The sequence below is a fragment of the Pseudomonas sp. TE3-3-F2023 genome, assembly GCF_036784815.1.
Lineage (GTDB): Bacteria > Pseudomonadota > Gammaproteobacteria > Pseudomonadales > Pseudomonadaceae > Aquipseudomonas > Aquipseudomonas pudica.
This window is the reverse complement of the sequence record NZ_CP145113.1, coordinates 3,840,371-3,862,790: the sequence shown is the minus strand read 5'-3', so window position 1 is coordinate 3,862,790 and position 22,420 is coordinate 3,840,371. Positions and strand designations below refer to the sequence as shown.

Here is a 22,420-nt window from a genome sequence, read left to right as displayed (position 1 = left end):
GTTCATGCCCAGGAAATGAGATAGAGCCATGACTTACAACAGCATCCTCCCACGTATCCTGCAAACCGGTGCCGGTGCCAGCCAGCAGATCCATCAGGTACTGGCCAGCCTCGGCTGCCATAAACCACTCATCATCACTGACCGAATGATGGTTGAGTTGGGTTATGCCGGTCGTATCAGCGCAGTTCTGGCAGAACACGCAATAGAGGTCGACGTATTCTCCGACACCGTCCCCGAGCCTACCGTCGCTTCGATCCAGGCCGGCGTCGCGACCGCCAGGGAAGGGGGCTATGACAGCATCATCGCACTGGGCGGCGGAAGCCCGATCGACAGCGCCAAAGCGATCGGCATCCTGGCCAGATTCGGCGGAGTCATGCGCGACTACAAGTTCCCGCGCAATGTCACCGAGATGGGCTTGCCGATCATTGCCATTCCAACGACTGCCGGCACTGGCTCCGAAGTCACCCGTTTCACCATCATCACCGATGAGTCGACTGACGAAAAAATGCTGTGCGTCGGCGCAGGCTTCATGCCTGTTGCGGCACTGGTCGACTATGAGCTCACTCTCTCGTTGCCGCCCCGCGTGACGGCGGACACCGGTATCGACGCGTTGACGCATGCCATCGAGGCTTACGTCAGCAAAAAAGCGAATCTGTTCAGTGATGCCCAGGCACTGGCCGCCATGCGCCTTATCGGGCCAAACCTTCGCAAGGTCTACCACGACGGGGCCGACCGTGCCGCACGGGAGGCTGTGATGCTGGGATCGACCCTGGCGGGCCTGGCATTCTCGGCGGCCTCTGTTGCCCTGGTGCATGGCATGAGTCGCCCAATTGGCGCCGCATTCCATGTGCCTCATGGTTTGTCGAACGCCATGCTGCTCCCCGAAGTGACGGCATTTTCGATCCCCGCTGCCCGTGACCGGTATGCCGATTGCGCGCGTGCAATGGGCGTCGCCACTCAAAGCGACACGGACCAATCCGCCGTGGAAAAACTGCTGGAAGAGTTGGTGGCTATCAACGAAGAACTGAATGTGCCCACCCCTGCGCAATTCGGAATCGACCGCGAGAAATTCTTCGAGCTGATGCCAACCATGGCCGCCCAGGCGCTGGCTTCCGGCTCACCTGGCAATAACCCGCGTGTGCCGACCGAGGCAGAGATGGTCGAGCTTTACCGCAGCCTTTGGTAACCCGGCACCAACGCATTATCTGAATAACAAAAAGTGGAGTTTCACATGAGTACTGTCGGTCATCTGATCAACGGCGAAGTCGTTGTCGAATCCAAGCGCACCCAGGATGTTTTCAATCCCGCCACCGGCCAGGTGGCACGCCAGGTCGCCTTGGCATCGAGCCAAACACTAGAGCACGCCATCGCGACTGCTGAAGCTGCTTTCCCGGCCTGGCGTGATACGCCGCCCATCAAGCGGGCCCGCATCATGTTCCGTTTCAAAGAGCTGCTGGAGCAGAACGCAGATGCGATCTGCAAACTCATTGGTGAAGAACACGGGAAAATTTCCCATGATGCTGCAGGCGAACTGCAGCGTGGCATCGAGAACGTCGAGTACGCCTGCGGGATCGCCGAGCTACTCAAAGGCGAACACAGCAAGAATGTCGGCCCGAACATCGATGCCTGGAGCGAATTCCAGCCGTTGGGCGTGGTTGCAGGCATCACGCCATTCAACTTCCCTGTGATGGTACCGCTGTGGATGATCCCTGTGGCCATTGCAGCGGGGAACTGCTTCATTCTCAAGCCTTCCGAACGCGACCCAAGCTCCACGCTGTTCATTGCGCAACTGCTGCACGAAGCCGGTCTGCCCAAGGGCGTGCTGAACGTGGTGAACGGGGACAAGGAGGCGGTCGACATCCTGCTGCGCGACTCGCGCATTCAGGCGGTCAGCTTCGTGGGTTCGACGCCGGTTGCCGAGTACATCTACGCCACCGCCACCGCCCACGGTAAACGCTGCCAGGCACTGGGTGGGGCCAAGAACCACGCCATCGTCATGCCAGACGCCGATATCGACAATGCGGTCAACCAGCTGCTGGGGGCTGCATTCGGCTCGTCCGGTGAGCGCTGCATGGCGCTGTCGGTCGCCGTTGCGGTGGGTGACGCGGCAGCCGATGCCTTGATCGGCAAGATGAAAGAAGCCATGAAAACCTGAAGGTGGGCGCTTACACCGACAGCAAGAACGACTTCGGCCCGGTGATCACCCGGCAGCATCAGCAAAAAGTGGTTGGCTACATCAACAGTGCTGAACAGCAGGGTGCAACCGTGGTTGTCGACGGGCGTGAGCCAAACGTTGCTGGCTACGAGGAAGGTTTCTTCGTCGGTGGCACGCTGATCGATCACGTTACCCCAGACATGCAGAGCTACAAGGAAGAGATCTTCGGGCCGGTACTGCAGGTCGTACGTGTCAACAGCATGCAGGAAGCAATGGCGCTGATCGACAAACACGAGTACGGCAATGGTACGTGCATCTTCACCCGGGACGGCGAAGCAGCACGCTATTTCTCCGACAACATCAAGGTGGGCATGGTTGGCATCAACGTTCCTTTGCCAGTGCCCGTCGCCTACCACAGCTTCGGTGGCTGGAAGCGCTCGCTGTTCGGTGATTTGCATGCATACGGGCCGGATGGCGTGAGGTTCTACACCCGACGCAAGACAGTCACCCAACGCTGGCCATCGTCAGGTGTCCGGGAGGGCGTTGAGTTCTCCATGCCGACGATGAAGTAAGGATTGGACAAGGTGAGTGCCTGACTGCCGCCAGGCACTCATCTTTTTGTGGCAATGAGTGCCGCTCGCAGTCGTGCCGAATACCGGTGGTGTCAGTTGCGGGTTGAGGTTTATTTGGTTGTGCCGCTGAAATAATAATTAAATACAATTAGAGGCGAATATGAATAATAAGCACAATATATGTTCGGGAAAGGCTAGCGGCCTTTCATCTCTCCAAGGGACTAGATCTGTTTGAGCAGGGGCTGTAATCGTGCTTGACATATTTGTATTCAACAGATGCCTGGTGTTGAATCGAACGTTCTGAGGAGATATGCCAAATGAGTAAGTTAAAAGATGGTGCCTCGTTGGATGGTCGTGTATTTTGGCCATCGATTGCAGTGATACTTGGCGTTACGATTCCGCTTATTGTGTTTCCCGAAGCGGGGAATGCGGTAATAAATCAGATGTTTGCGTTTGCGACCGGGAAGTTTGGTTGGCTCTACCTGGTTTCCGGTTTGATGACTGTCGTGTTTCTGCTGTGGATGGCGTTCGGGCGTTACGGCAATATTCGCCTTGGACGAAAGAGTGACGTTCCGGAGTTTTCCTATTTCAGCTGGGTCGCCATGATTTTTTGCGGCGGTATCGGCATAGCCATTGTTAACTGGGCCTGGGTTGAGCCAATTTATTATTTTAATGCCCCCCCTTTGAATGTGGCTGCTCACAGTCGTGAGGCGGCAGAGTGGGCGTTGACCTATGGTCAGTTCCACTGGGGGCTGACCCCGTGGGCATTCTACTGCTTGCCGGCCTTGCCAATTGCCTACTCGATGTATGTTCGTAGACAGCCCGGTGTGAGATTGTCGGTGGCCGCGCGTGGTGTCTTGGGCGACAAGTCGAACGGTTGGATGGGTATTACGCTTGATACCGTGGTGGTTTTCGGTATTGTCGGCGGCGTGGGCACGTCCCTTGGTTTGGCTGTGCCCCTGGTCTCGACCTTGGCCGGTGACATCTTTGGAATACAGCAGTCCTTTGTATTTGACATGTGCGTTTTGGCACTCTGGACATTGATGTTCGGCATGAGTGTCTGGTTTGGGCTGAGCAAGGGGATAAAGATACTCAGTGATATAAATGTCTATTTGGCGTTTGCGCTTCTTTTGTTCGCTGCGGTTGTTGGCCCCACCTTGTTGCTCATCAATGGTTGGGCCAACAGCCTGGGCCTGATGGTCAATAATTTCATCCACATGAGTCTGTGGACGGACCCAGTTGCAAAAGGTACGTTCCCTCAGGACTGGACAATTTTCTATTGGGCCTGGTGGATTGCCTATGCACCCATGATGGGATTGTTTGTTGCTCGTATTTCTCGAGGTCGGACAATCAAGGAACTCATCTTGGCGGAGCTTGTGTGGGGCAGCCTGGGTTGCTGGTTGTTCTTCGCTGTCTGGGGCGGCTACTCGCTTAATCTGCAGCTGACAGGCGAGCTGGATGTCAGTGCTATTCTGTCAGCACAGGGTATTCCGGCGGCAGTACTCGCCATCTTGAAAACCATGCCGTTTTCAAGTCTCGTTATTGGCGCTTTCGTTCTTCTTTGCTTTGTATTCCTGGCAACGACGCTTGATTCGGCAGCTTATGTGCTTGCGTCAGTTACATCCAATGAGCTGAGCGGTTATGAAGAACCTCAGCGCTGGCTGCGGATTGTATGGGCGCTGTTACTGGCGGTCATTGGCATCGGGCTTCTCAAGGTCGGCGGGCTGAAAGCTGTTCAGACTTCTACCATTGTCGTCGCGCTGCCTTTGATACCTGTGCTCGGTGTGCTGACCTGGTCGTTGCTTCGCATGATTCGTGCCGACCTTAAACATGAACTAGGATCCAGGGAAATTGTTTTGGAAGATGCGGTCGCGCTTGGCAATACGCCTGAGATTGATGCGAGCCCGGTTGGGGAGGTTGATTTCTGCGCGACGTATCCTGAGCCTAGGCGTTAAAGCCGCCATCCAAGGTACTACTTGCAAAAAACCTAGGTTTTCCTAGGTTTTTTTGCTTTTTATTCGGCAGGGTATCGTCGAGCGTGTCTGTTGGATTGGCTGATATTCGATGATTGTTTTATGTCCTGTTATTGGCACGCGCCGTAGAGGCATAAGGAAAACGCACCCTCAGAGGTGTTTTTTATTGTTTGATACTCAGGGATTTATTGAATAGTGTTGCAGGTTTTTCTCGGTGACTGGTGTGCCATTTGCGTCGCGAATCTCTCCGATATGTCGCGACTGATCAACTGTCTATCTGAGTCGTGCGTTATGTTTCGCGAACCTTCACTTTGCGTTGTTGGCCATTAGGCTTTCAGGGCTTTTGATAAGCCGGGTGCGAGAGTTGGTTTGGATTTGGTAATGCCTCTGACTGGATAAGAATTAGACAGGAATTTTTCATGGCGCATGTCTTGCGAGATAGCCGGTGGGTATTGTTGGGTAGTGCAGTGATATTGTCATTGTCGCTAGGGATTCGGCACGGCTTCGGGCTTTTTCTGTCGCCAATGAGTGCTCAATTTGGATGGGGACGGGAGGTCTTTTCGTTTGCGATCGCAATACAAAACCTGGTGTGGGGGTTCGCACAGCCATTCGCTGGGGCTCTGGCCGATCGATATGGTGCGGGTAAAGTCGTTGGAGTAGGGGGCGTGTTCTACGTCTTGGGCTTGGTCTGCATGAGTTTCTCCGACTCGGCGTCGACTTTGATGATGAGTGCGGGCGTGCTCATCGGCATTGGCCTTTCCGGCACATCCTTCTCAGTGCTCCTGGGGGTGGTGGCACGGGCACTACCAGCTGAAAAACGAAGTACGGGAATGGGGCTTGCGAGCGCAGCGGGATCCTTTGGCCAGTTCGCGATGCTCCCCGGCTCTCTGGGGCTCATCCAAGGAATTGGCTGGGAGAAAGCACTTTTGGTTCTCGCCCTGTTCGCCTCGCTCATCATCCCCCTGGTCGCTATGTTGAAAGATGCCCCGACTGAGCGAAAGCCCGGTGACCAGAGTATCGTGCAAGCGCTTCGGGCGGCGAGTTCGCATCCTGACTTCTGGCTTCTTACATTTGGATTTTTCGTTTGTGGTTTTCAGGTCGTTTTCATTGGCGTCCATTTGCCTGCGTACCTGATGGACAAGGGGCTTACTGCCCAAACGGGCACCACGGTTCTTGCACTCATTGGGCTTTTCAATATTCTGGGGACCTACACAGCCGGCTGGCTCGGCGGGCGAATGTCCAAACCGAAGCTGCTAACGGCGCTCTACCTGATGCGAGCAGCGGTCATCGTCGCCTTTGTCGCTATCCCGGTGAGTAATGTCACGGCTTACCTGTTTGGGATGGCTATGGGCTTTCTTTGGCTTTCAACCGTTCCATTGACAAATGGGGTGGTGGCTTCGGTATTTGGTGTTCGCAATCTCTCGATGCTTGGCGGACTCGTCTACCTCTTCCATCAGGTTGGCGCCTTCTTGGGCGGTTGGGTCGGGGGGGCGGCTTACGATATGACGGGGAGCTATGATTTGGCCTGGAAGACCGCGGTTGTTCTAAGCCTGATTGCTGCTGCAGTCAACTGGGCCGTGAGAGAGGCGCCGATCAGTCAATTGAGCACGAGTGCCACTTGATTGATGTCAAAGAAATTATTATCGGTCCGAAGACAGCGAGCAGGACGGCAGCAACCCGTATTTCCGCTGGTTCCTCAGCCCTGGGCAGTAAACGCTGTGCTATCACTACCTGCATGGTTTTCGCCATAGGGGCCCGGGGATTTCATGATGAAGCGCCTTTATTGCCTGCTGTTGATTCTTTTCACCCTGCAGCCCATGGCCGGGCACGGTATCGAGGTTGCAGGCAGTGCCACAGATGGCGTGCCCGGTGAGCCGGCCGAGCTGACCATCGCCAATCGCGGCATCTTCATCTTCCACGCCACCTTGCTGGGGGAAACGCCGGCGGCGCGGGTGCAACGGGCTACAGCCGTGATCGACGAGGCCTTGCGCGGGACTGATGAGCTGAAGGTCAGCGTCGCCCCCATCCTGAATAGCCACCTGGTGCTGTTGGGAGGGCGGCGTGCCTTCATCATTGCGCCGCAGGACCTGGGCCTGGCCGGTGGCGATACTCGCGAAGCCGCCGAGCAGGCAGCCGCTATGCTGCGCCTGGTGGTCGACGAGACCGGTCAGGCCCGCAGCCTGCGCTTTCTGCTCAAGGCAGCAGGCTACTCGGCGCTGGCCACGTTGATCTACGTGGTGCTCATCAAGGGCACCAATCTGGCTCGGCGCAAGCTCCAAGGCCTGTTGCCGCAGCTGATGCGCGAGCGCGCCCGGCAGATACGGCTCGGGCAGATGCCGCTGTTGGACATGCAGCTGGTCTACACCGTGATCGAACGCCTGTTGCGGCTGCTGCACTGGGGCGTAGTACTGTTGCTGAGCTACCAGTGGCTGAGCTTCGTGCTGTCGCAATTCCCCTACACCCGGCCTTGGGGGGAAAGCCTCAACGTCCACTTGATCGACCTGTTACGTTATCTGCTCGACGGCATTTTGCAGGCAATTCCCGGCATCGCCGTGGCTATCATCATTTTTTTCATCGCCCGCGGTATCAGTGGCTTCAGTCGCCGCCTGCTGGAGCGAATGGCTCGGCCGGGCACCCTCAAGTGGCTGACCGAGGAAACCCTGCAGCCAACCACACGCCTGACCTCGCTTGCCATTTGGCTGTTCGCCCTGGTGATGGCGTACCCGTACCTGCCGGGTTCCGGCACCGACGCCTTCAAGGGGCTGTCGGTGCTGCTCGGGCTGATGATTTCTCTCGGCGCCTCCAGCATTGTCGGGCAGGCGGCAGCGGGCCTGATCCTGACCTATTCACGCACCTTGAAGGCTGGCGAGTATGTGCGGGTAGGTGACCACGAGGGCACGGTGACCGAAGTCGGCATGTTCAACACCACGATCCGCACTGGACTGGGCGAAGTGTTGACCTTGCCCAACTCGATGATCACCGGCTCGGTGACACGCAATTTTTCACGTGTTGTACAGGGGCAGGGCTACATCGTCGATACTGGGGTCACCATCGGTTACGACACGCCGTGGCGCCAAGTGGAGGCGATGCTGGTGGAGGCGGCCAAGCGTACCGACGGCATACTGGAAAAACCCAGGCCGCAGGTGTTTCAGACCGGGCTTTCGGATTTCTACCCCGAGTATCGCCTGGTGGCGCAGGCGGTGCCGAGTGAGCCACGGCCACGGGCAGAACTGCTGAGCCTGTTGCACGGCAACATTCAGGATGTGTTCAACGAGTACGGGGTGCAGATCATGTCGCCGCATTACCTGGGCGACCCCGCGCAGGAAAAGTGGGTGCCGCACGAGCGCTGGTTCACGGCACCTGCGCGGAAACCTGATGTTGGCCAGCAGGGGGAATAGCGTCATAACCGGCGATCACGGGGTCGCCATGCTGCCGACGGTGCTCCCGAACCCGCGTTGGCCAGGCCGTTGCCTTCCTGGCCGGCTTCGTTGCGGGCACGCCTCTTCAGGTTGCTGATACAACCTCATATCAAAAGCCCCAGCCACATTGCACCGAGGATGACCAGTTGGCCGGGAACAAGGTATCTCCCGAAGCTGCAGCCGCCGCTACCGAGGGACAGAATACATTTGGTCAAGGTATTGCCGGTCAATGCCAGTAAACCGGGTACTACCAGGCCATCTACACCGAGTCTACCGGCAACGACCAGGGAGGCGACCGACGCTGTCGCTACGTGAGCATCGGCCAATCCGCTGATGAAGGCCGCGATACTGACCCCGTTGTGGCCCAGATGGTGAAGTAGAAATGCACAGAACAAGGCGATTCCGGTCAGCGCGACGGTGATGATCAGGGCTGTGAAGAGATCGAAGGCACCATCGCCCTGATGCGCTGTTGAAGTGCCTTGGTCGCTGCGCCAGGGCGCAAGCAACAAAGTGCCGTAAACCACCGTACTCACGGTACCGAGCCCGATCGAGGCCACGAAAGGCTTCAACAGGTGTCGGTCGACGATGCCTAGCACCAGGGCGAACTGCGCGATGCTGGCGAGGTTCGACAGTACGGCTGCGGCGGCCAAGGGCCTCACGGCTGTGACTTGCCGACGTGCCTCACGGGCAAGCAGCGCAATGGTTGCCGTGCCGGAGGCGAAACCTGAGGCGATCGCGCTCAGGGGCAAGCCGTAGCGTGGGCCCACCAGACGCAAGGCGATATGCCCCAGTGCACCGACGGTCATCAGCAGGACGACCAGCGTACAGATGGTGCGAGGGTTGAGTGCGTCATACGGCCCCATGAACCTGTCCGGTGTCAACGGTAGCACCACCAGCGCTACCGTCAGCAGCATCAAACCATCGCGCAGCTCTTCCTCGCTCAGCTGCTGGAGCACGAAATGGTGCAGCTCGCGGCGCAGTGCCAGCAGCACGGTCAGCACCACGCCGACCGCCGTGGCAAGTTCTGGCTCGTCAAGGCTCAGTGCGCCCAGCGTCAGCACCAGTAGCAGGGCGATTTCGCTGGTGACTTCGGGGTCTTTGTCGGCGTGTTTGCGGTAATGCATGCACAGCATCAGAACCAGGCCCAGGCTGGCGACCCCGACCAGCACCGGCCCGGCCAGCAACATGCTGACGTAGCCCAGCAGGGCGGTGATGGCGAAGGTCCTAAGGCCGGCAGCGGCATGATCTTCATTGCGGCCTTTCTTGCGCTCGCGCTCAAGCCCCACCAGCATGCCGATGCCCAGCGCGACGGCACCGTGGCTGACATTCACCGTGTCGAGCATGGCGCCTTCGAGGTGTGCGTAGGGCTGACTTCCGCGCCGCCTTGCTCGAGGGCTATCAAGGCTGGCAGATCGAGTATCTCGACAAGCCTGCCACGCATGCTGACGATGCCCAGCGCGCGCAAGCGGGCGACCGAGCGACACACCGTTTCCAGGCGCAGACCCAGGTACGAAGCCATGTCTTCCCGGGACATGCGCAGCATGAAGCCGTGGGCAGAATAACCGCGGCTGACGAAGCGCCGTGACAACCCGACCAGGAAGCTTGCCAGGCGTTGTTCGGCGGTGAGGTTGCACAGCATCAGCACCCGCTCATGCTCACGCACGATTTCTCGGCTCATCAAACGGTTCAGGCTTTGCTGCAGGACGGGAAAGTCACGCGCCAATGCCTGCAGCCGGCGATAGGGGACAGGGCACACCTCGCTGTCTTCCAGGGCAATGGCATCGCACACGTGATGTTCGGTGGCGATGGCGTCGAGCCCAAGTACATCGCCCGGCATCCAGAAGTTGATCACCACGCCCTGGCCTTCGGCGCTGTTCAGGCTGGTCTTGAAGCTGCCGCAGCGCACGGCATAAAGCGTCGTCAGCGGATCGTTGGCGTTGAACAGGGCGGCGCCCTTGCGAATACGCATGCGCGGGCCGATCAGTGCGCCCAGGCAACTGTTGTCGTGCACGGGCAGACCGGTGGGCAGGCACAGCCCGCTGACACGGCACTCTGTGCACAGGGTCGTCAGCGGTTTCAGGTGAATCGGTGTTGCCGGGCTCGACGCTGCAGGTTGGTCGAGCAAGGTCACTTTCAGTAGGCCAGTCATTTTCAGGCCTCCTTCGCGCATCGGAGACCTGCCTGGGCTGCCATCCGTGCATTGGCTCTGCCCACGCTGCCTATATCTGGGCGTGGTGACCATTCGGCGAGCATGTCCCGTGAATGGGGCGCGTTGAGACGCGCATTCAACCGATCGACGAAGGCTTGCGCTTCGTCGGGCGTATTGAAGCTCACCCGGCAGTCGTCCATGCGGACCCACCAGCGGTCCTGTTCAGGATTATTTTCGACGTATATGTTCATGGAAGCCTCCAAAGAGCATGCATGAGCAAACCAACTGCAAATCCATGCGGAACGAAGGCATCCCTGCCGGCAACAGGGGTGGTTCAGGGCGTGATGGCCATTTTCATCACGCCATCGCGCTGGCTGGCGAACGTCTCATGGGCGACTTCGATGGTTTTCATGTGCGCCATGGCACGCCTCCGGTGCATTCGATGATTGTTGTTGGTGTAGGGTCAGATTGCGCCGTTAACGGCCAAGAGCTTTGACCAGCATCAAATTTCCGCGCAGCGGGCGTTGCCGTTTGTCCGCCCAGTGGTTCAGTTGATAAACATCAAATCCGCCAGGTGCGGTTGATGGATGATCCAGCAACACTTCCCAACCGCTGAGGTGCGCCATGGACAACCCGCAAAGACTCCTGCTGATCGCCTCGCCGCTGATGCGGCGCACCCCGGTCTACGACCGTGCGGCTGCGCTGGCCAAGGCCAAGGGCATGGCCCTGCATATCGTTGCTTTCGACTATCTCGAAGGCCTTGCCACGGCGGGCCTGGTCAACGACCAGGCACTGGCTGTGATGCGTGAAGGTTATGTACAGCAACACCGTGGATGGCTGGAAACCCAAGCGCTTTCGATGCGCCGTAACGGGGTCACGGTCACCACCGAAGTGGTATGGGTGCAGCATCCGCTGGACGAGATCCTCGTCCACCTGCGCGAGCAGCCGTTCGCCATGCTGATCAAGGCCTTCGAGCATGAACCCTGGTGGGTGCGGGCGATGTTCACCTCGCTCGACATTCAGTTGCTGCGCGAAACCCGCATCCCCCTGCATCTGGTGCATCAGGCCAGCCACGCGCTGCCGCGCAAGATTCTGGCTGCCGTGGACCTGTCCCGCCCCGAGGACCAGTTCGAGGGGTTCAACGACCAGATCATCAGCGAAGCGTTGAAACTGGCATTACAGTGCAACGCCCAGATCGAACTGCTATATGCATACGACCTGGGGTCCATGTATCTGGACTCAAGCGGCAGCCGCGAGCATTCGTTTCTGTTCGAATCCAACCTCGCCCAGACACTGCACGAGGCGCAAAGCGAGGCCTTCCAGGCACTTGCCGAACGCAACGGTATCGCCCCCGAACACCGCCACCTGCGGCTGGGAGACCCGGCCAAGGTGCTGGCGCTGTTCATGGAGAACAATGATATCGATGTACTGGTCATGGGCAGCTACCACCATCACGGCATTGGCTGGTTCATCGGTACCACTGCAGAGCGGGTGTTGCATCGGTTGTCCAGCAGCGTGCTGGTGATTTCACCAGAGCATTCCCAAGGCTGAGAGACAAGGCCCGAAAGGGCCTTGCTTTCAGGCGCGAAGATCGAGCTCGTGAATGATTTCGCTGACATCGCCACCCAGGTAGCGGGAGGTGAACCCCAGGGCCTTGGTCAGCCGGTGCATGGCGTAGTTGTTCGCAAGGTCCCTGGAGATCATGGAGTGAAAGCCATTGCGCTTTGCGGCTGCGATCAGGTGCTGCATCAGCAGTCGGCCCAGCCCCTTGCGTTGCCACTCTTCATGTACGGCTACGGCGCATTCGCACAGGCGGCTGCCGGGAACACAGGCATACCGACTGACCCCGATCTGGCGCAACTGCCCATCTGCATGGACCAGGGCAACGTAGGATTCACGCTGGTGATGGTCCACTGGCATATGCTGCGCATCCAGGCTCGGGACACCGCCACTGAGCCCGGCAATAAAGCGGAAACGCCGGGTCTCGAAGGCGATCGTGCTGAGAAAGCGGCGGTCTCTTTCGCGGTCTTCCTCGCGCAGGGGGCGGATCAGTACGGCAGTGCCGTCAGAAAGCTTTTCGATCCAATGTTCGCACGCGTCTGGCTTTTCGGTCTGCTGCCTGTTCATGTCGCCTCCCGCTCACCTGATCGATGCTTGCCAGAGCTTTTGTACCGTGCTGGGCGGCGCCGGTTCTGACAATCGTCAAGTTCAGGCTCGGCTGGTGGTTTTCTGATCTGTATCAAGCGCGAACAGGCCTGCTTTCGGACAATCACCTACATCATCACGCCAGCCGCGCAAGCCCGGAGGTTCGCCATGGGTCAATATCGACAACTGTTGGTGCTGCTCACCGAGCTCGATCCGCATTCGGCCGCGCTACGCCGGGCCCTGGCCCTGGCGCATGTGAGTGGTGCCAGTGTGCATGTACTGGGCTTGTTCGAACCGACGCAGGAGCACCTGCTGCGCGAAGAGCGATTGAACGAGGCCGATATCCAGCGTCAGTTCGACCACTACCGTATTCGGCTGGCAGGTTTGGTGGAGCGCCACCGCAGCAGCGGTGTCGCCTTGACGGTCGACAGCCTGCAGGCGGGCGATATCCGCAGCCAGGCCATCGACTACATCAGCGAACTACAGCCTGACATGGTCATCAAGGACAGCGAAGCGACGCCAACCATGGTGCGACTGTTCAGCACTCCCCTGGATTGCGCGTTGATGCGGGGCTTTAAGGGCATCATGCACTTCGTACCGGCGGCAGCGGCGTCACTGCCCCAACGTGTGCTGGTCGCCGTTGACACTTCCTTCAGCGAAACGCCCGAGGTCCAGGCGTCCTTCAACCGTGGTCTGATCCGCGCCGCGCAGGCACTTGCATTGCAATGCGATGCGCAGTTGCACCTGCTCTCGGCCTACAACCTTACGGGCGTGTTCGCTTCGGACATGAACGTCACCCAGGCGTGGATCGATGAGATGCGCAGTGCCCTGAAGGAGCCGTTCGACACCCTGGCGGACGCCGAGGGGGTCGCGGCGGAACGCCGCCACTTCATGGAAGGAAGCCCGGTTCAGGTGATTCGCGAGCAGGTCACTGTGCTGGATATCGACGCAGTGGTCATGGGTGTCGTTCAGCCCAAGGGCCTGGACAAGCTGCTCGGCGACACCACTGAACGCATAGTCAGCCGCCCGCCGTGCAGCGTGCTGGCAGTTCACCCTCAAGCGGCCGAAACCCTGGAGCCCTAGCCATGCAGCTGACCTTCCTCGGTGGTACCGGGACCGTGACCGGCAGCAAGTTCCTGCTGACCCGCGGCAGCAGCCGTGTGTTGATCGACTGCGGGTTGTTCCAGGGCTACAAGCAACTGCGCCTGCGCAACTGGGAACCGCTATCGGCGGCGCTGCGCGCGCTCGATGCCGTGGTGCTGACCCACGCCCACCTCGACCACAGCGGTTATCTTCCGGTGCTCGCGAAGGAAGGCTATAGCGGGCCGGTCTACGCTACGCCGGCCACCTGTGCCTTGGCCGAGATCCTCTTGCTTGACAGTGCCCGGTTGCAGGAAGAGCAGGCCGAGCATGCCAACCGGCACGGCTACTCCAAGCATTCCCCGGCACGCCCGCTTTACACCGAACAGGATGCAAAGCGCGCCTTGGGATTGTTGCGCCCTGTGGAGTTGCATCACCCGACCATGATCGCGCCGGGGATGGAGCTGCTGTTGCGCACGGCTGGGCACATACTCGGCGCGGCGACGGTACAGATCAAGGTCGACGGCCATACGGTGGTCTTGTCTGGCGACCTGGGTCGACCACAAGACCCGATCATGCGCGCGCCGGAACTGATCAGGACGGCAGACGTGCTGCTGGTGGAGTCCACCTATGGCGATCGCCAGCATCCAGCCGAATCGACCGAGCAATTCCTGGCCCAGGTCATCAACCAGACTCTCCTGCGCCATGGCATAACCTTGGTACCGTCGTTCGCCGTTGGACGTGCACAGTTGCTGATGTACCACCTGTACAAGCTCAAACGCGATGGCCTGATACCCGACGTCCCGGTCTACCTCAACAGCCCGATGGCCACCGACGCGACCACCCTGTACCAACAGTTCAGGAGCGAGCATCGCTTGACGCCGGCGGAGTGCGCTGCAATGTGCAGGGGCACGCATATCATTCGTACGGTCGATGAGTCCCGGCGTCTGGATCAGTTGCGTGAGCCTTCTGTAATCATCGCCGCCAGTGGCATGGCGACCGGTGGACGGGTTCTGCACCATCTCAAGGCGCTGGCTCCCAACCCACGTAACAGCATCCTGTTCTCGGGTTTCCAGGCCGGTGGTACGCGTGGCGCCGACATCGTCGCCGGTGCGCACAGTGTCCGCCTGCATGGCGAAGACGTGCCCATCCGGGCCCAGGTGCATGCCATGGAGAACCTGTCTGCTCATGCTGATGCCGACGAGATCATGGAGTGGCTGCGCGGATTCGCCCGCCCGCCACGCCAGACCTACGTCATTCATGGCGAGCCCCATGCCGCCGACACGCTGCGGCGACGTATCAGCATCGAACTCGGTTGGCAGGTGTACGTGCCCGAGTATCAGGAAACCGTTGCCATTGACCCAGTGCGCTAGCCTGGGCCGGGAGGTTGTCATGGAAACACAAGCAAGGTCGAAGCTCCGGGCCTGGATGCATCGGCCACGGGGTAGCCTGGGTTTGATCGTGGCCATCTTCGCGTTGCTCGCCGTGGTCGCTGCCTACCGGGCGTTGAGCCCGAACTGGCGCCTGCCGATGCAACATCCACTCGTGCTGCTGGCTTTGCTCGCCTTGTGCGTGGCGTTGGGGTGGGTGGTGCAGCGTGGCGTGAAACGCACGGTAGGCAAGACCATATTCAATGGCAAGGCCACGGGCTGGCAGGCTCGGCTTGCCTTCCTGCGTTCGGTCACCCAGGAGTCGAATGTGCTCTTGGGCATGTTGCTGTTCCTGGCGTTGCTCGCTGGCGGCACGGTTTGGCTGGCGGGGCGCTCGGTGGACCGAATCGTGGAGAATTGCACAGACAGCCTGCAGGCCCGGGTGAACACCCCTGAGGATGAAAAGCTCACGGCATTGGTCGGCAAGCCGGTGTGTACCTGCCTGGCGCAAACGTTTCTGGACCGTAATGGGGTGATACGCCTGGCCTTGTTCGAAACGCCGATGCGGGAAGTGAGCGCATACAAGGCGTTGACGGCAGACGATGAACAGCGCTGCCTCGAGCAGTTCGACCTGCTGCCTGAAGAGGCCCGGGCGACGCTGCCTTGAATGGCGGTAGTGCTTGCCAGTAGCTGAAACGACAGGCGCCCGTCGCGGCGCGGGAGGTTTCCATGTCGCATGATCTTGCTCGTCGCACCCTGTACCCCGACCGTGCTGAAGCCGGTCGCTGCCTGGTGGCGTCGTTGAGCCGATATGCCGGACGGGCTGATGTGATCGTGCTCGCCTTGCCACGAGGCGGCGTGCCGGTGGCTTACGAGGTCGCTACCGCCCTCAAGGTTCGCCTTGACCTGCTGGTAGTGCGCAAGCTTGGAATACCGTCGCACCCTGAATATGCCATGGGTGCGATCGCCGGGGGTGGGGTGAAGATTCTCAACGACGATGCACTGCGGACTTACCCGGTCGATCGCACCTTGCTGGAAAGCGTGGTTGCCAGGGAAACCCAGGAACTGATACGTCGCGAGCGCGCCTATCGAGGTACCCGACCACCGCTTCGGCTCAAGGACCAGACCGTAATCCTGGTTGATGATGGCCTGGCAACCGGGGCCTCGATGATGGCGGCCATTCAGGCGACACGGGCGTTGTCCCCTTTGCGTATCGTAGTCGCGGTGCCAGTCGCGCCACCAGAAACGCTGGAGGCCATGTGGGGCGAAGTGGACGAGGTGGTCTGCCCGCTGGTGCCTGAGCGGATGGTTTCGGTCGGCTACTGGTACCAGGATTTTCCCCAGACGTCGGACGAAGAAGTCATCGCGCTGATGGACAAGGCCGGGCTCGCGGAGTCCTCCAGGGCGCGTGCCGGGGAGGCTGAAGATGAATGAGGTGCAGCTGCGTTCGATGAAATGGCCGGGCGTAGAACTGCTGGCGGACCTACGGTTACCTACCGACACCCGTGCCTTGGTCATTTTTGCCCATGGCAGCGGCAGCGGCCGGCTGAGCGCCAGAAACCAGTATGTGGCGGACGTGCTCGCCAGTCGCGGCCTCGGCTCGTTGCTGTTCGACCTGTTGACCGAGCAGGAGCTGAGGCTGGATAACCAGACTGCAGCGCTGCGCTTTGATATCCCGCTGCTGACGAAGCGGCTTACGGATGTCATCGACTGGGTGGCGCAGGACCCCGAGCTTCGCTCATTGCGAATCGGCGTGTTCGGCGCCAGCACGGGTGCGGCGGCGGCACTGTGTGCGGCGGCTGACCGCCCGGATGTGGTGGCAGCGCTGGTCAGCCGGGGAGGGCGTGCCGATCTGGCAGGTGAAGCGCTAAGTCGTGTGCAAGCCCCAACCCTGCAGATCGTCGGTGGCAGGGACGTGCAGGTCCTGGAGTTGAATCGCCTGGCCAGCGAGATGCTGCGTTGCGAGCATCGCCTGGAGGTGGTGGCGGGCGCTTCGCATCTGTTTGAAGAGCCAGGTACCCTGACCGAAGTTGCCGTCCTGGCAGGCGACTGGTTCGTCACCCACCTGCAAGCCTCTTCCCCCTGAGGCTTGCAGGCCGGATATTCAGACACCGAACGGATAGGTTTCGTCTTCCGGTTCGAGGTGCTGTTGTTTCGGTAGTGGCAGGGCGTTGACCGGCTGGGTCTGTTCGATCCAGAGCATGGCATCGAATTGCTCGGCCAGCACTGCTTCGAAGTAATGGCTCAGCCGTTCACTTTCCGGTCGGTAGATGACGCCGATCGCGCGCTCGAGCAGTGGCATGGACAAGATGCGACGCAACTCCTTGCGCTGTGGGTCTCGCCAGTCGGTCAAGGAAGCCGGTACGCCTGCCAGGCGGAACTGGTGCTCCCAGCTGTCCGACCGCGAAGGGCGGACGTCCTTGATCAGCATGTCTCCATCCCAGTCACTGGCGGCGGCCACTTGACCGCGGTCAGTGGTCATGCCGATCAGCACGGCCTCCCGGCCAAAGGCTTTACGGCACAGTTGGCCGATGTTGAACTGGCCTTTCCAACCCATTTCCGTGGCATCTGCGTTGCCGATGTGGGAATTGTGTGCCCAGACCACGGCTTTGGCGTGTGGCCCGCGATGTTCCAGCAGTGCGCGCAGGGTATCGAACATATGCCGGTCGCGCAGGTTCCAGGAGGCGGTCGAGCCTCGGTAGATCGCGCGGTAATATTGCTCCGCAGCGATGATCACCCGTGCGTTTTGGGTGGCATTGAAGAACGCTTCGTCATTGCGGATCAGGCCCGACAGCTGTTCGGCCAGCATCACATTCAGTTGTTCTACCACAGGCTGCTCGCACGGCATGACGCCACCGCGCTCGACGAAGTGGCCGTACAGGGCCGGGTCATCCTGCCAGGGCGTCAGGCAACCATAACGGTGGCGCGCTTCGCGGGCCAGGTGCGGATCAGCCCGGTCCAGAAAGGCCAGCACTTCATGAATGGAGTTGCGCAGGCTGTAGACGTCCAGGCCTCTGAACTCCACGCGGCGCTCGACGGCCAGCAGGCGATTGTGTCCATGCAGCCAGTGGGCGAATGCCTTGACCTCGCTGTTGCGCCACATCCAGGTTGGGAAACGGCTGAAAATATGGCGCTTCCATGCCGAATGGGCCAAGCCCCGCACGTACTGGTCGACGTGCCCGGCATCCGGCCAGTCGGCTTCGACGGCCACGATGTTGAAGCCGTGCTGTTCGATCAACCGGCGGGTAATTGCCGCGCGGGCGCGATAGAACTCGCTGGTGCCATGGCTTGCCTCGCCCAGCATCACCACACGGGCGTCGGCGTAGCGGTCGAACAGCGCAGCGAAAGCGGGGGAGTCCAGGTCAGGCAAGGGTTCGGCGAATTGATGCAGCAGGGGGGCGATCTCAGCGCTGTCGACCTGGTATTGCTTGCCGTAGAGCTTTTCCATCAGTTTCCGCGAATTACCGTTCATGGATACCCTCCTCGTGCGGATAGGGCCGGAGGTCGTGGGGCTTGCAGCGGGCGGGGCAGCACGGTGGCTGCCCCAGGCGCTGGCGCAGCGGCGCTTCAGGTCAGGTTGAGGCGATGGATGACCTGGGCCGGATCATCCGGATCGGTAGTGGTGGTGAATCCTGCCGCCTTGGCCAAGTCGCGCATCGCCAGGTTGGCGGCTGAGTCGATCGAGTACATCTGCCGCAGGCCCTTTGCCCGGGCATGATCGGTCAGGTGCTTGAGCAACAGGCGGCCCAGGCCATGGTGCTGCCAGCTGTCGAGCACCGTCACGGCGCATTCGCATTCATCCTTGCCGGCAATGGCGGCATAACGCGATATGCCCACCTCCTGCAGCTCGCCGTCCACATGGGCGAGGGCGACATAAGCCGCTTGTCGGTCCTGGTCGACCGCCATCAACTGGTCGAGCATCGCCTCACCGGGCTCTTTGATCTGACACAGGAAGCGAAAATGCCGCGACTGCGGTGACAGCCGTTCGATGAAGGCCCTCTCGCGCTCCCGGTCCTTGGCTTGTAGCGGCCTGATCAGTACATGGGTGCCATTGTCGAGGGCTTCGATCCAATGCTCGCCCGCAGGCTTGGGAAACGAGGGGGCGGTGTATTGACGGGAGGGTTCTGTAGGTGCCATGGCAATGATCCTCGTGGGTCGGGAATGAACATTGGAGGTTCAGTTTCGACGCTCGGCCCTGAGCGGACTTGATACATGTCAATTGCCCGGTCACCGGTCACTGTCATCTGTCAGGCGGGGAACAACGATGGATCGTAATGGCTCCCCCAGGCTCCGTACGCTTGCTGCATTTCCCTGTCCGGTGCATTGACCACCAAAAGGCCGCATCTGAGGTGGTTCAGCAAATAGCGCAGGGTCTCTTGCTGACGAGGGTTATGTGCATTGGCGATTACCACCAGGTCGTATTCACAACGATTGGCATAGGCGCAGATGGAATGGGCGCAAGAGCCGACGATCAGGTGATGGTGGAGTGTCGCAATCCCAAGCTGCCCGACAAACGCCTTGCACATCGCGGCCAGGGTTTCGTACCTCGGGATGTCTGCAAGGCTGTAGTGCTCACTATGGCGCAGCAGCGCCGCCTGGTCGTAGACTGAAAACAGATGCATCTTGCCTTTGCGAGCCTGGCATACCGCCTTGGCTACCTCGATGACGTGGGTGTTCAATGCCCGTTCGTCGAGGTCTTCGCAGCTCGCAGGGGCGGCAACGAAGAGCTTCTCCAGGCGGAGCGCGACATGCTCGCGAGCGAACAGCACCGGGCAGGGGGCCTTTTCCAGCAGTTTCAGGTCCAGGTCGGCCTGGCGCACCGCAGAGTCGGCGGCATGGTCCATGATCACCAGGTCGGCCTTACAGAGTGTGATTTGCGTAGCGACGCTTTTCGCCGTGGGTTTGAGTACCGTGACATCAGGACCGACACCCAGGCCCCTGGATGCAAGATCGTCAGCGCGCTGTTTCAGGTACGACTCGACGGACGGTTTCTGCGCGCCGAGCGAGGGGACCGGTAGCGCTGCAAGCGAAACACTGGCGTCCATGGCCATTGCCAGTTCGGCGCTTAGCTCAACGGCCGGGCTGTAGCGATCATCGCAGGGGGCGATCAAAAGCAAGTGATTGATTTTCATGGATTCCGCCTTCTGTCTGGACTGGGCGTCAATCAAACCGTACTAGCTGCTTGCAACCGGTCGATAGTCGAGCATGAGTGCAACTCGGCGGTTTGACTTGATCTTCATCAAGCCTTGATCGACATGGCGCAACCCTTTGTCAGAACACCTGAAAAAGTCCGGGCGAACCAGCTAATTTGTATTAATACCCGCATGTAAACAGCGGAGACATGATCATGTCAGGCCCTCTGGATATGGGGAAAAGGCCCCATGTGAAGTGCCTTGCGTGTTCGTTGAGCCGGCTTTGCCTGCCCGCCAGCCTTGGTACCGAAGAAGTGGACAAGCTGGAGCGAATCGTGCGCCGTAACCGGCCTTTGAAGAAGGGCGAATATCTGTTCAAGGCCGATGAGCCCATGGAGCATGTGTACGCCCTGCGTTCAGGGGCCATCAAGAGTTTCTTGCTCGATGCCGAGGGCAACGAGCGGGTTACCGGCTTCGTCCTGCCGGGGGAGATGCTGGGGCTGGACGCTATCGGTGCCCGGCATTATCGAAGCTATGCACTGGCGCTGGAGGTTTCGCTGGTGTGCTCCATCCGGCTGGATCAGCTCGTCGACCTGTCGGGGCAGATCCCTGGCTTGCGCTACCAGCTGTTGCATATGCTGAGTCTGGGGATTCAGGGCAAGGACGAACACTTGCGTTGCTGCCATGGGCGAGCCGAGCAGCGGCTTTCGATTTTCCTGCTCGGCATGTCGGAGCGATATCACGAACGCGGTCTGCGCGCAGACGTCTTCAACCTGCCGATGTCCCGAGGCGATATCGCCAACTACCTGGACCTTACTCTGGAAACCGTCAGCCGGTTGTTCAGCCGTTTCACCCAGGCAGGGTTCGTGAAGTGCGTCGGGCGGGAAGTTCGACTGGTCGACTTGCAAGGCCTGCTGAACCTCAGTCGGCTGGAGGAGCCCTCTTGAGCGCCGTCAGGACCCTGTCGTAGCGTTGGACCGGCCCATCCAGAGGACCTTGATCCCCCCAGATTGGTCGAGGCATATGATCGGACCGCAGCCAGATGCGCTGGGGAGAAACTCCTTTTTGCCAACACATTCGCGCCGCCTGCCGGGCCACCTGAGCCGGCGCGCAACCATAGACTGTATCTGGCATGAACTCTTGCAGTTGATGTGTCAGTTGCCGCCATCCGCTGGAGCTGTCGCGCGGCGCCGTCTCTTGTTTGTGAAGCCACGCCCGGCATTCGTTGGGCAGGAGCTCCAGCGGAAAGCCGTCGTGCAGTAACCGCACCCGCACCCAAGGTAGCCAGCAGCGGATTTCATCAAGCATGCACAGTAACGCCAATATTCCTTCACCACGTGTGATCGCCAGTAGCCGTGCGCTCTGCAAGGGCACTGGCCAGGCGCTGCCCAAAGGGCCTGAATACCCCAGCAGCTCGCCTGGCTGCCCCAGAGAGTGTGCGCTGCGGGTGGTCACCAGGAACCGTCCGTCCATCCCGGGCAGGCTGACGTAGCTGCATGGCCAGTGCTCGGTACGATTGGCCAGCAGGCAATACTGGCCTGGCATCGCCTCGCTGAACTGCGCGCTGCACAGTGCAAGGCGCAGGCACTGTTGAATGCCCGGGCCGGGTAAGGTTTCAAGCAAGCGGACACTTTTGCTTTCGTCCCGCTCCATGGATCGCCTCGATCTTGTCTGGATGTACTGCGTAGTTTTCAGGCTAGCCGCATGCCAGAGCGGGACTTTGATCAGTATCAATCCGAGAAGCGATGGCGGCAGTCAGCTGATTGATAAAGGTCAAACGCGGGCTCGCCTGCCAGCGCAATATCGAGGCGTCTCCCAGGGAGGCATTACTCATTAGAGGAGGTCGCCATGTCCGAAACAGCGAAGAAAGTACCTGTCACTTCCGCAACCACCCAACCTGCCAAGGCTACGCCGCCAAGTACCGAGCCATCGGACCTGTGGCGCCCATTCCAGCAGTTGCGGCGTCAGATCGACAGCCTGTTCGACGATTTCGGTCGCCGGCCATTGCGCATGCCGTTCAGCCATACCCCGTTCGATGTCGAGCCATTCTGGCGCCGTGAACTGTTCAGCCATGGCATGCCGGCGATGGATATCAGCGAACTGGCCGATGAGTTTCGCATCAGCGCCGAACTGCCTGGTGTGGACGACAAGGACATCGAGATCAAGCTGGTCAATGGCAACGTTGTGATCCGCGGCGAGAAGCAGGAAGAGGTTGACGAAAAACGCAAGGAGTACCACTTGTCAGAGCGGCACTACGGCAGCTTCGAGCGGGTTTTCCAGCTACCCCGTGAAGTAGATGCGGAAAAGATTAATGCACAGTTCGCCAAGGGCGTGCTGCTGGTGCATCTGCCCAAGCGTGCAGAAGCGATTCACCCTGAAAAAGTGATTCCTATCAAAAGCAGCAAGTGATTGACCTGACCGATTT

The 22,420-nt window shown here is 59.8% G+C and carries 21 protein-coding genes and 1 pseudogene; 13 read left to right on the top strand and 9 right to left on the bottom strand.

Going from position 1 to position 22,420, the window contains the following annotated elements:
- Nucleotides 1-28 precede the first annotated feature (28 nt).
- The 5 genes and pseudogenes from V3314_RS17420 to V3314_RS17400 all read left to right on the top strand — a co-directional run bounded on the left by V3314_RS17420 (nucleotide 29) and on the right by V3314_RS17400 (nucleotide 8,098).
- On the top strand, nucleotides 29-1,186 hold the full coding sequence (locus V3314_RS17420; protein ID WP_338459373.1) for an iron-containing alcohol dehydrogenase: 1,158 nt from the start codon (nucleotides 29-31) through the stop codon (nucleotides 1,184-1,186).
- A gap of 45 nt (nucleotides 1,187-1,231) precedes the next feature.
- A pseudogene (locus V3314_RS17415) lies at nucleotides 1,232-2,727 on the top strand (CoA-acylating methylmalonate-semialdehyde dehydrogenase).
- A gap of 317 nt (nucleotides 2,728-3,044) precedes the next feature.
- Nucleotides 3,045-4,682: a BCCT family transporter gene (locus V3314_RS17410; RefSeq protein WP_046613759.1), complete on the top strand. Its 1,638-nt coding sequence runs from the start codon at nucleotides 3,045-3,047 to the stop codon at nucleotides 4,680-4,682.
- A gap of 437 nt (nucleotides 4,683-5,119) precedes the next feature.
- Nucleotides 5,120-6,322, top strand: coding sequence for an MFS transporter (locus tag V3314_RS17405; protein WP_046613758.1), 1,203 nt, complete (start codon nucleotides 5,120-5,122; stop codon nucleotides 6,320-6,322).
- 147 nt (nucleotides 6,323-6,469) lie between these two features.
- Complete coding sequence (locus tag V3314_RS17400; RefSeq protein WP_080958406.1) at nucleotides 6,470-8,098, top strand: mechanosensitive ion channel domain-containing protein; 1,629 nt, start codon at nucleotides 6,470-6,472, stop codon at nucleotides 8,096-8,098.
- Between the two features lie 125 nt (nucleotides 8,099-8,223).
- Here V3314_RS17400 and V3314_RS17395 read toward each other — a convergent pair whose 3' ends face one another.
- The 4 genes from V3314_RS17395 to V3314_RS17380 all read right to left on the bottom strand — a co-directional run bounded on the left by V3314_RS17395 (nucleotide 8,224) and on the right by V3314_RS17380 (nucleotide 10,894).
- Entirely contained in the window at nucleotides 8,224-9,462 is a 1,239-nt protein-coding gene (locus V3314_RS17395) for a DUF4010 domain-containing protein (protein WP_046613757.1), read from the bottom strand.
- Nucleotides 9,447-10,268 (bottom strand): helix-turn-helix domain-containing protein, encoded by an 822-nt coding sequence (locus tag V3314_RS17390; protein WP_046613756.1) that lies wholly within the window; start codon nucleotides 10,266-10,268, stop codon nucleotides 9,447-9,449. The genes V3314_RS17395 and V3314_RS17390 overlap by 16 nt, the downstream gene beginning before the upstream one ends.
- Nucleotides 10,269-10,270: 2 nt before the next feature.
- The gene (locus V3314_RS17385) at nucleotides 10,271-10,519 is read right to left on the bottom strand and encodes a hypothetical protein (protein ID WP_338459372.1); all 249 of its coding nucleotides are present in this window, start codon (nucleotides 10,517-10,519) and stop codon (nucleotides 10,271-10,273) included.
- Between the two features lie 225 nt (nucleotides 10,520-10,744).
- Nucleotides 10,745-10,894: a hypothetical protein gene (locus V3314_RS17380; RefSeq protein WP_338459371.1), complete on the bottom strand. Its 150-nt coding sequence runs from the start codon at nucleotides 10,892-10,894 to the stop codon at nucleotides 10,745-10,747.
- Here V3314_RS17380 and V3314_RS17375 point away from each other — a divergent pair.
- Entirely contained in the window at nucleotides 10,893-11,819 is a 927-nt protein-coding gene (locus V3314_RS17375) for a universal stress protein (RefSeq protein ID WP_046613754.1), read from the top strand. The two genes, V3314_RS17380 and V3314_RS17375, sit on opposite strands and share 2 nt — an antisense overlap.
- A 27-nt stretch (nucleotides 11,820-11,846) precedes the next feature.
- Here the strand turns inward: V3314_RS17375 and V3314_RS17370 are convergent, their stop codons facing one another.
- Nucleotides 11,847-12,395 carry a GNAT family N-acetyltransferase gene (locus tag V3314_RS17370; protein WP_338459370.1) on the bottom strand — a complete coding sequence of 183 codons (549 nt, stop codon included), beginning with the start codon at nucleotides 12,393-12,395 and terminating at the stop codon, nucleotides 11,847-11,849.
- 186 nt (nucleotides 12,396-12,581) lie between these two features.
- Here V3314_RS17370 and V3314_RS17365 point away from each other — a divergent pair, with 186 nt between their 5' ends.
- The 5 genes from V3314_RS17365 to V3314_RS17345 all read left to right on the top strand — a co-directional run bounded on the left by V3314_RS17365 (nucleotide 12,582) and on the right by V3314_RS17345 (nucleotide 16,949).
- Entirely contained in the window at nucleotides 12,582-13,496 is a 915-nt protein-coding gene (locus V3314_RS17365) for a universal stress protein (protein ID WP_338459369.1), read from the top strand.
- 2 nt (nucleotides 13,497-13,498) lie between these two features.
- Nucleotides 13,499-14,866, top strand: coding sequence for an MBL fold metallo-hydrolase (locus V3314_RS17360; RefSeq protein ID WP_046613751.1), 1,368 nt, complete (start codon nucleotides 13,499-13,501; stop codon nucleotides 14,864-14,866).
- A 55-nt stretch (nucleotides 14,867-14,921) separates the two neighbouring features.
- The gene (locus tag V3314_RS17355) at nucleotides 14,922-15,530 is read left to right on the top strand and encodes a hypothetical protein (protein ID WP_046613750.1); all 609 of its coding nucleotides are present in this window, start codon (nucleotides 14,922-14,924) and stop codon (nucleotides 15,528-15,530) included.
- A gap of 62 nt (nucleotides 15,531-15,592) precedes the next feature.
- Nucleotides 15,593-16,297 carry a phosphoribosyltransferase gene (locus tag V3314_RS17350; RefSeq protein ID WP_338459368.1) on the top strand — a complete coding sequence of 235 codons (705 nt, stop codon included), beginning with the start codon at nucleotides 15,593-15,595 and terminating at the stop codon, nucleotides 16,295-16,297.
- Nucleotides 16,290-16,949: an alpha/beta family hydrolase gene (locus V3314_RS17345; protein ID WP_338459367.1), complete on the top strand. Its 660-nt coding sequence runs from the start codon at nucleotides 16,290-16,292 to the stop codon at nucleotides 16,947-16,949. The genes V3314_RS17350 and V3314_RS17345 overlap by 8 nt, the downstream gene beginning before the upstream one ends.
- An 18-nt stretch (nucleotides 16,950-16,967) precedes the next feature.
- Here V3314_RS17345 and V3314_RS17340 read toward each other — a convergent pair whose 3' ends face one another.
- From V3314_RS17340 to V3314_RS17330, 3 genes are all read right to left on the bottom strand, one after another.
- Nucleotides 16,968-18,335, bottom strand: a complete 1,368-nt coding sequence (locus V3314_RS17340) for an erythromycin esterase family protein (RefSeq protein ID WP_038409427.1) — start codon at nucleotides 18,333-18,335, stop codon at nucleotides 16,968-16,970.
- A 95-nt stretch (nucleotides 18,336-18,430) separates the two neighbouring features.
- Nucleotides 18,431-19,000, bottom strand: coding sequence for a GNAT family N-acetyltransferase (locus tag V3314_RS17335; protein WP_046613748.1), 570 nt, complete (start codon nucleotides 18,998-19,000; stop codon nucleotides 18,431-18,433).
- A gap of 110 nt (nucleotides 19,001-19,110) precedes the next feature.
- Nucleotides 19,111-19,995: a universal stress protein gene (locus V3314_RS17330; RefSeq protein ID WP_338459366.1), complete on the bottom strand. Its 885-nt coding sequence runs from the start codon at nucleotides 19,993-19,995 to the stop codon at nucleotides 19,111-19,113.
- A 215-nt stretch (nucleotides 19,996-20,210) separates the two neighbouring features.
- Here V3314_RS17330 and fnr point away from each other — a divergent pair, with 215 nt between their 5' ends.
- Entirely contained in the window at nucleotides 20,211-20,942 is a 732-nt protein-coding gene (gene fnr, locus V3314_RS17325; RefSeq protein WP_046614078.1) for a fumarate/nitrate reduction transcriptional regulator Fnr, read from the top strand.
- Here the strand turns inward: fnr and V3314_RS17320 are convergent.
- Nucleotides 20,917-21,648: a hypothetical protein gene (locus V3314_RS17320; protein ID WP_046613746.1), complete on the bottom strand. Its 732-nt coding sequence runs from the start codon at nucleotides 21,646-21,648 to the stop codon at nucleotides 20,917-20,919. The genes fnr and V3314_RS17320 overlap by 26 nt on opposite strands.
- A gap of 195 nt (nucleotides 21,649-21,843) precedes the next feature.
- Here V3314_RS17320 and V3314_RS17315 point away from each other — a divergent pair, with 195 nt between their 5' ends.
- Nucleotides 21,844-22,404, top strand: a complete 561-nt coding sequence (locus tag V3314_RS17315) for an Hsp20/alpha crystallin family protein (protein WP_023663330.1) — start codon at nucleotides 21,844-21,846, stop codon at nucleotides 22,402-22,404.
- Nucleotides 22,405-22,420 lie beyond the last annotated feature (16 nt).

Excerpts from the sequence above, each read along its gene's own strand:
- V3314_RS17420 (WP_338459373.1), top strand. The coding sequence starts at position 29 with ATGACTTACAACAGCATCCTCCCACGTATCCTGCAAACCGGTGCCGGT.
- V3314_RS17410 (WP_046613759.1), top strand. The coding sequence starts at position 3,045 with ATGAGTAAGTTAAAAGATGGTGCCTCGTTGGATGGTCGTGTATTTTGG.
- V3314_RS17405 (WP_046613758.1), top strand. The coding sequence starts at position 5,120 with ATGGCGCATGTCTTGCGAGATAGCCGGTGGGTATTGTTGGGTAGTGCA.
- V3314_RS17400 (WP_080958406.1), top strand. The coding sequence starts at position 6,470 with ATGAAGCGCCTTTATTGCCTGCTGTTGATTCTTTTCACCCTGCAGCCC.
- V3314_RS17395 (WP_046613757.1), bottom strand. The coding sequence starts at position 9,462 with ATGCTCGACACGGTGAATGTCAGCCACGGTGCCGTCGCGCTGGGCATC.
- V3314_RS17390 (WP_046613756.1), bottom strand. The coding sequence starts at position 10,268 with ATGACTGGCCTACTGAAAGTGACCTTGCTCGACCAACCTGCAGCGTCG.
- V3314_RS17385 (WP_338459372.1), bottom strand. The coding sequence starts at position 10,519 with ATGAACATATACGTCGAAAATAATCCTGAACAGGACCGCTGGTGGGTC.
- V3314_RS17375 (WP_046613754.1), top strand. The coding sequence starts at position 10,893 with ATGGACAACCCGCAAAGACTCCTGCTGATCGCCTCGCCGCTGATGCGG.
- V3314_RS17380 (WP_338459371.1), bottom strand. The coding sequence starts at position 10,894 with ATGGCGCACCTCAGCGGTTGGGAAGTGTTGCTGGATCATCCATCAACC.
- V3314_RS17370 (WP_338459370.1), bottom strand. The coding sequence starts at position 12,395 with ATGAACAGGCAGCAGACCGAAAAGCCAGACGCGTGCGAACATTGGATC.
- V3314_RS17365 (WP_338459369.1), top strand. The coding sequence starts at position 12,582 with ATGGGTCAATATCGACAACTGTTGGTGCTGCTCACCGAGCTCGATCCG.
- V3314_RS17360 (WP_046613751.1), top strand. The coding sequence starts at position 13,499 with ATGCAGCTGACCTTCCTCGGTGGTACCGGGACCGTGACCGGCAGCAAG.
- V3314_RS17355 (WP_046613750.1), top strand. The coding sequence starts at position 14,922 with ATGCATCGGCCACGGGGTAGCCTGGGTTTGATCGTGGCCATCTTCGCG.
- V3314_RS17350 (WP_338459368.1), top strand. The coding sequence starts at position 15,593 with ATGTCGCATGATCTTGCTCGTCGCACCCTGTACCCCGACCGTGCTGAA.
- V3314_RS17345 (WP_338459367.1), top strand. The coding sequence starts at position 16,290 with ATGAATGAGGTGCAGCTGCGTTCGATGAAATGGCCGGGCGTAGAACTG.
- V3314_RS17340 (WP_038409427.1), bottom strand. The coding sequence starts at position 18,335 with ATGAACGGTAATTCGCGGAAACTGATGGAAAAGCTCTACGGCAAGCAA.
- V3314_RS17335 (WP_046613748.1), bottom strand. The coding sequence starts at position 19,000 with ATGGCACCTACAGAACCCTCCCGTCAATACACCGCCCCCTCGTTTCCC.
- V3314_RS17330 (WP_338459366.1), bottom strand. The coding sequence starts at position 19,995 with ATGAAAATCAATCACTTGCTTTTGATCGCCCCCTGCGATGATCGCTAC.
- fnr (WP_046614078.1), top strand. The coding sequence starts at position 20,211 with ATGTCAGGCCCTCTGGATATGGGGAAAAGGCCCCATGTGAAGTGCCTT.
- V3314_RS17320 (WP_046613746.1), bottom strand. The coding sequence starts at position 21,648 with ATGGAGCGGGACGAAAGCAAAAGTGTCCGCTTGCTTGAAACCTTACCC.
- V3314_RS17315 (WP_023663330.1), top strand. The coding sequence starts at position 21,844 with ATGTCCGAAACAGCGAAGAAAGTACCTGTCACTTCCGCAACCACCCAA.